Genomic DNA, 10,727 nt, shown 5'->3' on the forward strand with positions numbered 1-10,727 from the left:
ATCCGCTCCCGGATACCACTCTTGCCATAAACCGTCAGACCGCCCGGGTCCAGTTCGACAACATTGTCCTGGCCACGCGCTACATCGGGCCGATCGCCTCCACGCTCACGACCGGGTACGACTACAACGGCGACGGTCACAAGGGGTTGGGGGATGTCTGGAGCCTCGTGCGGCTGCACTCTGCGGACAAGGCCGACATGCGGGCGGATTTCAACGGGGACGGCAATCCCGACCTGCGCGACGCCTTGGACCTGCTGCTGGAGGTGCTGCGCGGCTGAGCCTGTCTGCCGCCGCTGGTCTGTTTACGATTGGCAAAGTCATAAATCGGAGACGCCATGAAATGGAAGCTGTTGTCGCTGGCCGTGTTTTGCGTGCTGCTGCTCGCCGTGGCTTTCGCGGGCGGGCAGCAGAATGGAAAGGCCCGGGATTTGAGCGGCCTTGCCGCCGCCGATACCGGGGTGTGCTACGGGCTGGCCGCGCTCTATCCCGGTGATGTGGGGCTCGGGGCGGACTCCGCAGTCGTGTTCCATGACGATTTTGAAGTCAATGCCCTCGCTGATCTGAACCAGCGCTGGACTTATACCGGCTCGGACCTGAACGACGGGAGATTGAGCCTGGTTGCGGACAGCATCCCGGGCTGCCCGGGACGTAAAAGCCTGAAAATAACGATCGTCAAGGGTAAGTTCGACGGAGGCAGCGTATACAAACTTCTCGACAAAGGCTATGACCGTCTCTATGCCCGGTTCTACTGCAAATTTGCCCCGGATGCCCCGTATGTGCACCATTTCGTGCATCTGGGCGGCAAGACCAGCACAGCGCCCTACCCCGAGGGAGCGGCTGGCTATCGGCCCAATGGCTACGACCGTTTCTCCACCAGCATCGACCTGAGGAGCGGAGGCGCCAATCCGCCGGGCGCCTGGATTTTTTACACCTACTGGTGCGAGATGCACAGTTGGCAGACCCCCCAGGGTGTCAGCGACGGCCAGGATAACGCGTTTTACGGCAACGTGTTCGGCCCGCCTGTCGAACGCCCGGAGCAGGCCACGCGCGACCAGTGGCAGTGCGTGGAGATCATGATCAAGATGAACAGCGCTCCGGACAAAAGCGACGGCGAGCAGGCGTTCTGGATCGATGGGCGCCTGGTGGACCGCTGGGCGCCGGGCTCCCATCTGGGGTGCTGGTACTCCGACCGTTTCCGTGAGTATGGAACCGATGTATATAATCTGGGTGGGACTGTGGATAGCATTCCCAAGCCGTTCGAGGGGTTCCGCTGGAGCCGTACCCCAAGCCTGAAAATAAACCAGCTCGACATGCAGTATTACCTGGCCAGCATTTTCGAGAACGATGTGAAGCCGGCGGATTCGACAATTGCCTACAACAGCAACATGGGCCGGGTGGAGTTCGACAACGTGGTCCTGGCCAAGCGCTATATCGGCCCGCTGGCCGAGACCGAGTGGAGCCGGAACGATTTTGATGGAGACGGGAAGCGCAGCCTGGGTGATGTGCTGCGGATGGTCAGGCTGCGCGCGGCCTACCCGGAGGACATGCGGACCGACTACGACGGCGACGGGAGATTGACCCTGACGGATGTCCTGGGCCTGCTGCTGGAGGTGCTGAAAGGCTGAGTCGCTGCGCGGGGGAGCTACTTGGTCACCAGCTTGAGCCCGACCAGCCCGGTCAGGATGAGGAACAGGAAGAGCAGCCGCGGCCAGTCGTGCGGCTCGCCCATGAAAAATATTCCGACCAGCACCGACCCGACCGCCCCGATCCCGGTCCAGACCGCGTAGGCCGTGCCCAGGGGCAGGCTTTTCATCGCCACTCCCAGCAGCACCACGCTCACGGTCATGGCGGCCACTGTCCCGGCCGAGGGCCAGAACAGAGTGAATCCCTGCGACATTTTCATCAGCGCGGCCCAGAGCACCTCGAACAGGCCCGCCACAACCAGGATCAGCCAGGGCATGCGTCAGGCCTTTCCATCTCGTGAACGATCAGCATAAGGTTTTCAACGGACCAGTCCCGGGCGATCAGATCTTGATCCGGAAATCGCATTGCTTGCCGCCACGCTTGATCGAATCGAGCAGGCTCACCTCGACCTCGTGGCCGGTGATCACGCTGAAAACCTCCTTGATCCAGCCACAGGAGCAGTTGCACCAGGTGTCGGAGAGACGGCCCGGAATATCCGTCACCAGGGGGCAGAAACAGCGGGAGTAGACAACCCGGGCCATGTTGCCTTCGATACCGGCCATGCCGGGTCCCAGGTGCGCCTGCAGAGACTGGATGAAAGCCTCCGGCCGGCCCTTGAACTCCGCGATTTGATCGACTATCCCCCTGCGGGCGCAGGCCCGTCCGCATGCCTCCAGCAGGCGTACCCTATCGGAGGCTTGCAGAGTGGAGTCGGCGGAAGCCAGGAACCCCTGGACCCAGTCGCGGCTGAAAGCTTCGGTCTGCCCGTCTTTCGGAGGGGAGGCCTCTTTCTGTCCCGGATCACCAGCCGGTCTTTCCGCCTTTCCGCTGTTCTCGGCAGCCAGAAGCGCGGGGGAGCAGCCCAGCACAGCAAGCAATCCCATCCCGCGTCTGATGAAAGCTTCCCGTATCATCGTTAACCTCGCAGCGGGAGACAGAAGACCGCTGTTTCAGCCGATCTTCTCCATCCCCCGCATATACGGCCGCAGCACCTCGGGCACAGTCACCGTGCCGTCCGGGTTCTGGTAGTTCTCCAGGATCGCGATCACCGTGCGCGGCAGGGCCAGGCCGCTGCCGTTCAGGGTGTGCACGTACTCGGGCTTGGCCCCCGGCTCCGGGCGGAACTTGATCCCGGCGCGACGGGCCTGGAAATCCTCGAAGTTGCTGCACGAGCTGACCTCCAGGTACTTGCCCACCCCGGCCGCCCAGACCTCCAGGTCGTAGCACTTGGCCGCGGCGAAACTCAGGTCCGCCGTGCAGAGCGAGAGCACGCGGTAGGGCAGGCCCAGGGCCTGCAGCACTTCCTCGGCGTTGCCCACCAGGCTTTCCAGCTCGTCGTAGCTCGTATCCGGCCGCACGAACTTGACCATCTCCACCTTGTCGAACTGGTGCACCCGGATCAGGCCGCGGGTGTCCTTGCCGTAGCTGCCAGCCTCGCGGCGGAAACAGGGGGTGTAGGCGGTGTAGAATATCGGCAGCCGCTCGCTGTCCAGGATTTCCTCGCGGTGAAGGTTGGTCACCGGGACCTCGGCCGTGGGGATCAGGAACATGTCATCCGCCTCCAGACGGTACATGTCCTCCTCCATCTTGGGCAACTGGCCCGTGCCGGTCATGCAGTCGCGGCTGACCACGAACGGCGGTAGGATCTCGCGGTAACCGTGCCGCTCCACGTGCAGGTCGATCATGAACGCGATCAGGGCGCGCTGAAGGGCCGCCCCGGCGCCGCAGAACACGATGAACCCGCTGCCCGAGAGCTTGGCCCCGCGCGGAAGGTCCAGTATGCCCAGGCGCTCGCCGAGCTCCCAGTGGGCCAGGGGTTGCCAGGAAAACTGGCGCGGCGCGCCCCAGCGGCGCACCTCCACGTTGTCCGCCTCGCTTGTGCCGGACGGGGTGCTGGCGTGCGGAAGGTTGGGCACGCGCAGCAGGAACTGCCCGATCTGCGGCTCCAGCTCCGCCAGCTGCGCGTCCAGCTCCTTGATCCGCGACGACACCGTGCGCAGGGCTTCGACCAGTTGCGGGTCGGGCTTGCCGCCCTTCTTGGACTCGGCCATGCGCTGGTTGGCCTGGTTGCGCTCGGCCTTGAGGCTCTCGCTCTGGGCCAGAAGGTTGCGGCGCTGGTCATCCAGGCGCAGCAGCTCGTCCAGGTCGATCTTCACGCGTTTGGCGGCCACTCCCCGGGCCACCAGCTCGGGGTTCTGACGGATAAAGCGCAGATCAAGCATGTCGGTCGGTCTCCTTGTCTTTCGGCCCGCACGGACAGTGAAAGCTCCTCAGCGGCTCAGGGCGGGCTGACGGAGCGGTCCGTGCGAGGGTGTCCGGTCTTGGTTGTCCAACAACTGACGGAACAGTTTTTCGAGTTTTTCCGACTGCTCGGTGCGGGAGAAATTACCCAGCACGAACCGTCGCCCGTTCTCCCCGCAACTGCGGCTGAGCGCCGGGTCTTCGTACAGCCGGATGATGGCGTCGCTCATCTCGTAGAAATTCTCGGGCTGGGCCCAGATACCCGCCGCGGCCGCATCGAAAATCCGCCGCGCCTCGCCGTTCACCGACAGGATTATCGGTTTGCCGCAGGCCATGAAATCGAACATCTTCGAGGGGATGAACGAGTCGAACACTGGATCGTCCTTGAGCGAGACCAACAGGACATCCGAGATGTTGAGGTACTGGTTGATGTTGTTGACCGGCACCTGGGGATGGAAGAACACGTTGTTCAGCCGCAGGTCCACGGTCAGCTCGATCAGGCTTTTCTTCATCGGCCCGTCCCCGATGAACAGCAGGGCGATCTCGTTGTAGTTCCGCAGCAGCTTGGCCGCGTGGATCAGCGACCAGAGTCCCTGGGCGATGCCCAGCGTGCCGGCGAACGTGACGATGAAACGCCCCTCCAGACCCAGGCTGCGCTTGAGCTCCGGGTCGGGCGCCAGCGGGCGGAAAATGTCCTCCACCGTGCCGTTGGGGATGTAGTGGATACGTTTCGGATCGCCGCCGTTACGGGCGATGTAGTCGCAGAAACCGCGCGTGACCGCGATGATCGCGGCGGCGTTCTTGTAGAGAATGCGCTCGATCTTCTCGGCCAGGAAAATGATGCGCTTGTTCGACAGCTCGCCCAGGGCCGTGGCCGCGGCGGGCCAGAGGTCGCGCACGTCCAGCACGAACCGTCCCCTCTTGAAAATCGAGAGCAGGTAGCCGCTCACCCCCACGAACAGGGGCGGGCTGGTGGCGAAAATGATGTCGTAGCGCCTGCGGTCGAACAGGCCGGCGAAGAAGCTCATGACCATGTAGGAGAGATAGAACAGGATGCGGTTGAAGAAATTTTTTTTCTGCCTGGCCCAGACCCAGACCCGGGTCACCCGGATGTCGTCCACCTCCTCCAGGATGAAAAGCCGTCCCTGGTACTGCTCGTGGATGATGCCGATCGGGTGGTTGGGCACCTCGGTGATCACGGTCACCTCGTGGCCGTGACGGATCAGGTTGCGGGCGAACTCGTAGATACGGGTCTGAGTCGCCCCCACCTCGGGGTAGAAATACTGGGTCAGCATCAGAATCTTCATCGGGACGTCCGGGCTTGGAGCGGATGCGTTTACGTGCCGGAACCGCCTTGCACGCGGAAACTTAACTTAACCCCGGCGCTTGGGCTTGTCAATGCGGTCGGCCCGGGCCGTGCCCGCCCCTTGTGAGCCGCCGGCCGGGAGTGTATAATTTGTCCCGGTAATGTCGTTCTCGAACCGAGGGGGGCTTCAATGGGTCGCATGCAGCAACTGTACGACAGTCTGCCGGTGCCGTTTCAGCACGCGGCGATAAGCGCCTACGGCTGGCACTGGAGGCGCCTTCGTCTGGGCGGCGTGTTCGAGTCGCGCCTGCGCGACTGGCTGGAGCGCGAGTCCTGGAGCGCGGGCCGTCTGGCCGACTGGCAGGCCGCGCGCCTGCACGAGGTGCTTCTCAAAGCCTGGGACAGCACCCCGCTCTACCGTGGCCTCTGGGAGCGCGCCGGCCTGAGCCGTCCGCGCCTGGAGCGCCTGGGCCCGGCCGACCTTCCTCTGCTGCCCGTGGTGAGCAAGGACCAGTTGCGCGCCGTGCCGGGCGGCAACTGGAGCGGCGGCCTGCAGGGCCGGGAGGTGGAATTCCGCCGCTCCACCAGCGGCTCCACCGGCACCCCGCTGACCGTGGGCTACAGCCGGGCGGTCTGGCAGGACATCTGGGCCGCCGTGGAGGCGCGCGCCTACCGCTGGGCCGGGGTCTCGATCCGCCAGCGGCGCTCGACGATAGGGCTGCGGCAGGTGGTGAGCCCGGCTCGGACCAGTCCGCCGTTCTGGCGCTACAACATTTTCGAGCACCAGCTCTATTTATCGCTTCTGCACCTGAGCCCGGCCAGCGTGCGCCTGTACCGCGATGCGCTGGCCTCTTTCCGTCCGGTCACCATGACCGGATATTCCAGCGCCCAGGGCGAGCTGGCCCGCCTGATCGCGGAGGCCGGCCTCACGGCCTGGGCGCCGCGGGCGGTGCTCGCCACCTCGGACGCCCTGGACGAGCCGTCCCGGGCTCTGATGCAGAAAGTGTTCGGCGCGCCGGTGCACCAGACATACGGGCTGGTGGAAAACTGCGCTTTCGCTGGCACCTGCGGCCGGGGGAGCCTGCACCTGAACCCGGATTTCGGGATCGTGGAGGTGCTGCGCGAGGACGGCTCGCCCTGCGCCCCCGGCGAAACCGGCCGTCTGGTGGCCACCGGCCTGGTCAACACGACCAGCCTGTTCGTGCGCTACGACACCGGCGACCTGGGCGTGCTGAGCGGGCGGGCTTGCCCCTGCGGGCGCGACGCTTTCCCGGTGCTGGAGCGCCTGGTCGGGCGGGTGGAGGATGTGGTCACCGGGGCCAACGGTGTGCGTCTGCGCCGTTTCGACCGCTTTTTCACAGACTGGCCGCAGATACGCCGAGCCCAGGTGATCCAGGAAAGCCCAGCCCTGGTGCGCGTGCTGCTGGAGCGTTCCGGCGTGGGTGCGGATGACTGCGAAAGCCAGATCGCCGGTCGGATCGCTCTGGCCTTGGGCGGTCTGCGGGTGGAGGTGGAGAGCGTGGAGAGGATTCCACTGCCGACGGGGGGTAAATTCAGGGCCGTGATCGTGCGCTCTGGGGCGGGCGCTCAGCCGGGCAGAGAATCGTAGAGCGCCAGCAGGGCCCGGGCGGTGACCGCGGGGGCGTATTTCATTTCGGCGGTCCGGCGGGCGCTCTCACCCATTCTGCGGCGCAGCTCCGGGGCGGCGAGAAGGCTTTCAATTCTGTCAGCCAGAACTCGGCTGTCACCCACCGGCACAATCAGTCCCTGTTCCCCGTCCTGCACCGCGTCCGGTATCCCTCCCACCGGAGTGACCACCACCGGCAGACCGGCGGCCATGGCTTCGAGCATCGCAATTGGCACACCCTCGGCGCAGGAGGGCAGGGTGAACAGCGCCGCCCGGCTGAAAAGGCCAACCAGCCCGGCCTGGTCGACCGTTCCGAGGAACTGTATCCCCTCCACTCCGGCCCTCCGGGCCCGCTCTTTCCAGGCCTCCAGGCTGTCCCCCAGGGCGCAGTCGCCGGCGACGAGGAGCGGAGCCTCCACGCCCCGGCCGCGCAGCAGGCCGAAAGCCTCGATCAGCACATCCGCCCCTTTGCGCCGGCCTATCTCTCCGGTGAAAACCACGGCCGAGTTGGCCGCCACATCCGCCCGGACCCCGAAAAAGGCCTCGGCGGCGCAGTTGGGGACTATCTCGATACGGCTGCGGCTCAGCGAGCCAAGATAGCCGCGCCAGTACGGAGAGAGCGCGACCAGGACATCGGCCCGGTCCAGGAAATAACGGATGGCGCGCTTCAAAGGGCTGTTCTGATAGAATTCCTTGAACGAGGCGCCGTGAAGATGGAGGATGGTGAAGCGGCCGAAAAGCCGGCAGACAGTCAGAAGAAAGGTCTTTTCCCAGAAGGAGCTGAAAGACGACGAGTGTATGTGCACCGCGTCCGGACGCAGACGGGCCAGGCGGACCGACAGGCGCAGGGTCAGGCCCAGGCTCGCCGCCAGGCGCGTGACCAGGTTGCGGCGCCAGAGCGGAGCGAGGCTGTTGTCCAGGGCCACCAGGCGGAAGCGGCCGGACAGCGCCGGGCTGGCCAGCATGAAACCGACATAGCTTGCAATTCCACCCGTGAGCCGCGGCGGGACCGGACCGATGACGAGGATGGTTCTGCGGGGTTTTTCCAAGCTGCGCCGTTCCTCGCTGGGTCTGTCCAACCGGGTGTCGGAGGCTTGAACCGTGGTGATTGAAATACGGGATTATAATCGATATATTACCGGGCGGCAAGTGGTTTAGTGATTGATATTTCCACGCTGGAGCGCGGCGGATGCAGTTGGAGCGGAGTTTTCGACTGAACGGCTGGAACTGGGCTGCGGCGCTGGCCGCGTTGGGGATGGTGCTGGCCGGTGTGCTGCTCAGCCTGGCCCCATTGAAAATCGGGCTGAGCGTGCTGGCCGGGGCGCTGTTCCTGGCGGCGGCGGTGCGCTGGCCGGTGCTGGGGGTGGCCGCGGTCTGCAGCCTGCTGACCGTGGAGGGTATCAGTTCCTCGCAACTGGGCCCTGTCACCGAGGTCCGCCTGGCCGGGCTGGCCGCGTTCGGCGCCTGGATCGTGCACGTGATGCTGTTCGGCCGGCGCCTGCGGCTGGGCCGTCCCCTGGCTTTCATCCTGGCTTTCGTGTTCTGGATCGGCCTGTCGTTCCTCTGGGCGCTCGACCCCAGCCTGGGCGGCAGCTACTATGTGACCTTGCTGCAGCTTGTCCTGCTCTACGTGATGACGGTCAACGTGGTGGAGACCCGCCGCGACCTGGCCCTGGTGCTGGGCGCGCTGATGCTGGGGGTGCTGGCCACCAGCGGCATGTCGCTGACGCTGATAACGCATAACATACTGGAGCGGGCCCGGACTTTCGAGGCCCAGAACGCCAACAACTACGCGGCCGTGGTGGGACTGGGGCTGGTGGCGGGCCTCTATTTCCTGAAACGGGGCCGCCACTTGTGGTCGAAGGGGCTGGCCTTTCTGTCGATACTCTGCCTGGCCGCGCCGCTGGTGATGGCCCAGAGCCGCAGCGGCTGGCTGGCCTCGTCCGCCGCGCTGGGCGTGTTCCTCTGGCACACGCGCCGCCGCTGGCTCAACATGGTCCTGATGCTGGTGTCGGCGCTGATCGTGCTGGCCGGCATCTATTACTCCGGCATGATCAATTTCACCCTGGTCGACCGGGCGGTGGATGTTGTGGAAGTGGGACAGCGCGGCTCCGACCGTTTCGACATCTGGGGCGTGGGCCTGGGGATGATCCGCGACCACCCTGTTCTCGGGGTGGGTTTCAAGCAGTTCGGCCGCTACTACAACTCCTACCGGGCGGCCTATCCCGGGGTGCGCAAAGATTTGATGAACAACCGCGACCCGCACAGCGTCTATGTGGGCATCACCGCCGAACTCGGGCTGGTGGGCATCCTGCTGTTCGGCCTGATATTCTTAAGCACACTGACCGAGTACCGTTTCCCGCCCGGAGATGCACCCTGGCTGGGAAGGACCCTGCTGGTCTACATCCTGGTCTTCGGGCTGGGCGGGACGGTTTACATGGCAAAGTACTACTGGTTGGCGCTCTCCCTGGCCGCGGCCTCCAACCGGCTGGCGGACAGTGAAATGCGGGAGGGTATATGATTGGGGAGCGGATCGGCCTGGTGATCGGCCAGCTGAGTTGGGGCGGGGCTGAGCGCCAGGCGTCGATACTGGCTCGGGGGCTGGCGGCGCGGGGGGAATCCGTGACCGTGATCTGCCTGTCCCAGGTGCTGACACCGTTCGGAGATGAGCTGCAGCGCGAGGGGATAGACCTCCGGTTCATGGAGCGGCGCGGCCGGAGAGAGCTGTCCCGCGTGCTTACCCTGGCGCGCCTGCTGCGCCGGGAAAGACCGGCCCTGGTCCACAGCTTTCTGGAGAACGCCTCGATCTATTCCTGGCTGGCCGGTCACATGGCCCGCGGAATGCGCTTTCTGCCCTCGGTGCGTTGCGTGCCCACTCCCGGCGACCCCCTGCGCCAAGCCCTTCTGCGGCGCGCGCTGCTGGCCGCGCCGCTGATAATTTCCAACAGCCGGGCCGTGGCCCAGGATTACTCCCAGCGCTACCGGGTGCCGCCGGAGAAATTCCGGGTGGTGCTCAACGGCGTGGCGATCCCCGAGGCCACCCGTCCCGGGGAGCAGGCCCGTTGCCGGAGCGCGTTCCGGCTTTCCGAGAGCAACCCCGTGCTGGGCACGGTGTCCAAGTCGATCCCACAGAAAAACGTGCCGGCCTACCTCCGTCTGGTGGAAAGGCTCGGGCGCGAGTTCGGGCCGCTCTGCTCGATGGCGGCGGGAGCGGGCCTGGACGAGTCCTACGCCGCGCGCCTGCCCCAACACCAGCGCCGCTCGGTCTGCCAGACCGTGTTTCTGGGGCCGCTGAACGGGATGGACAGTTTCTACCGCAGCCTCGACATTCTGGTGCTGACCTCGTTCCGCGAGAGCCTGCCCAACGTGCTGCTCGAGGCCATGTCCTACGGGGTGCCCTGCGTGGCCTATGCCGTGGCCGGCATCCCCGAGGTGATCGAGCACGGGGTGGACGGCCTGCTGGTGCCGCCGGATGACGAGGAAGCCCTGTTCCAGGCCGCGCGCTCCCTGCTGGAGGACCCGGAAAGACGGCAAGCCATGGGGCAGGCCGCCCGCAGCCATGTCACCGAGAGGTTCAGCGTGGCGGCGATGGTCGAGGGCACCTGCCGCGTGTACCAGGAACTGCTGAAGAGCTGAGATCAGCATTGTCCGGTTAGGTTTTTGCTATAGAATGTTATGGGCGAACACATCGTTCGTATCGGAATAACTCGATCCCGGGTCAAAGCCAACCCCCGTGCGGCTGACAGGCCGCCGCTGTTGCCTTTGGGGGCCGCACCTGTCTGAGCCTCCCGCCAGGGTAGCGTTTAATTGAGCGAGAAACGGCCGGGGCTGTAATTGCCGCACGGTTCGGCGGCGATTCGCGGCAGCGCC

General features: G+C 65.2%; 10 protein-coding genes. 5 read left to right on the top strand and 5 right to left on the bottom strand.

What is annotated here, in order from left to right:
* Together LLH00_06455 and LLH00_06460 are read left to right on the top strand one after the other, a co-directional pair.
* The coding region (locus LLH00_06455) for a hypothetical protein (GenBank protein MCE5270910.1) at window positions 1–278 on the top strand (278 nt) is incomplete at its 5' end.
* A gap of 57 nt (window positions 279–335) precedes the next feature.
* Window positions 336–1,625, top strand: coding sequence for a hypothetical protein (locus LLH00_06460; GenBank protein ID MCE5270911.1), 1,290 nt, complete (start codon window positions 336–338; stop codon window positions 1,623–1,625).
* A 17-nt stretch (window positions 1,626–1,642) separates the two neighbouring features.
* Here the strand turns inward: LLH00_06460 and LLH00_06465 are convergent, their stop codons facing one another.
* The 4 genes from LLH00_06465 to LLH00_06480 form a co-directional block, all read right to left on the bottom strand.
* Window positions 1,643–1,960: a multidrug efflux SMR transporter gene (locus LLH00_06465; protein ID MCE5270912.1), complete on the bottom strand. Its 318-nt coding sequence runs from the start codon at window positions 1,958–1,960 to the stop codon at window positions 1,643–1,645.
* 64 nt (window positions 1,961–2,024) lie between these two features.
* The gene (locus tag LLH00_06470) at window positions 2,025–2,597 is read right to left on the bottom strand and encodes a DUF6144 family protein (protein ID MCE5270913.1); all 573 of its coding nucleotides are present in this window, start codon (window positions 2,595–2,597) and stop codon (window positions 2,025–2,027) included.
* Between the two features lie 36 nt (window positions 2,598–2,633).
* Entirely contained in the window at window positions 2,634–3,905 is a 1,272-nt protein-coding gene (serS, locus tag LLH00_06475) for a serine--tRNA ligase (GenBank protein MCE5270914.1), read from the bottom strand.
* A gap of 48 nt (window positions 3,906–3,953) precedes the next feature.
* Window positions 3,954–5,231 carry a glycosyltransferase family 4 protein gene (locus tag LLH00_06480; GenBank protein ID MCE5270915.1) on the bottom strand — a complete coding sequence of 426 codons (1,278 nt, stop codon included), beginning with the start codon at window positions 5,229–5,231 and terminating at the stop codon, window positions 3,954–3,956.
* Between the two features lie 189 nt (window positions 5,232–5,420).
* Between LLH00_06480 and LLH00_06485 the strand changes: the two genes are divergently transcribed.
* The gene (locus tag LLH00_06485) at window positions 5,421–6,839 is read left to right on the top strand and encodes a hypothetical protein (GenBank protein ID MCE5270916.1); all 1,419 of its coding nucleotides are present in this window, start codon (window positions 5,421–5,423) and stop codon (window positions 6,837–6,839) included.
* Here the strand turns inward: LLH00_06485 and LLH00_06490 are convergent.
* Window positions 6,818–7,906: a glycosyltransferase family 4 protein gene (locus LLH00_06490; GenBank protein MCE5270917.1), complete on the bottom strand. Its 1,089-nt coding sequence runs from the start codon at window positions 7,904–7,906 to the stop codon at window positions 6,818–6,820. The genes LLH00_06485 and LLH00_06490 overlap by 22 nt on opposite strands.
* A gap of 140 nt (window positions 7,907–8,046) precedes the next feature.
* Between LLH00_06490 and LLH00_06495 the strand changes: the two genes are divergently transcribed.
* Entirely contained in the window at window positions 8,047–9,378 is a 1,332-nt protein-coding gene (locus LLH00_06495; protein ID MCE5270918.1) for an O-antigen ligase family protein, read from the top strand.
* On the top strand, window positions 9,375–10,493 hold the full coding sequence (locus tag LLH00_06500; protein MCE5270919.1) for a glycosyltransferase: 1,119 nt from the start codon (window positions 9,375–9,377) through the stop codon (window positions 10,491–10,493). Before LLH00_06495 ends, LLH00_06500 begins: the two co-directional genes overlap by 4 nt.
* Window positions 10,494–10,727 lie beyond the last annotated feature (234 nt).

It is taken from the genome of bacterium (assembly GCA_021372515.1).
Lineage (GTDB): Bacteria > Gemmatimonadota > Glassbacteria > GWA2-58-10 > GWA2-58-10 > JAJFUG01.

Bases quoted from the DNA above. Each gene is read 5' to 3' on its own strand.
- LLH00_06465 (MCE5270912.1), bottom strand. From the start codon at position 1,960: ATGCCCTGGCTGATCCTGGTTGTGGCGGGCCTGTTCGAGGTGCTCTGG.
- LLH00_06460 (MCE5270911.1), top strand. From the start codon at position 336: ATGAAATGGAAGCTGTTGTCGCTGGCCGTGTTTTGCGTGCTGCTGCTC.
- LLH00_06500 (MCE5270919.1), top strand. From the start codon at position 9,375: ATGATTGGGGAGCGGATCGGCCTGGTGATCGGCCAGCTGAGTTGGGGC.
- serS (MCE5270914.1), bottom strand. From the start codon at position 3,905: ATGCTTGATCTGCGCTTTATCCGTCAGAACCCCGAGCTGGTGGCCCGG.
- LLH00_06470 (MCE5270913.1), bottom strand. From the start codon at position 2,597: ATGATACGGGAAGCTTTCATCAGACGCGGGATGGGATTGCTTGCTGTG.
- LLH00_06495 (MCE5270918.1), top strand. From the start codon at position 8,047: ATGCAGTTGGAGCGGAGTTTTCGACTGAACGGCTGGAACTGGGCTGCG.
- LLH00_06485 (MCE5270916.1), top strand. From the start codon at position 5,421: ATGGGTCGCATGCAGCAACTGTACGACAGTCTGCCGGTGCCGTTTCAG.
- LLH00_06480 (MCE5270915.1), bottom strand. From the start codon at position 5,231: ATGAAGATTCTGATGCTGACCCAGTATTTCTACCCCGAGGTGGGGGCG.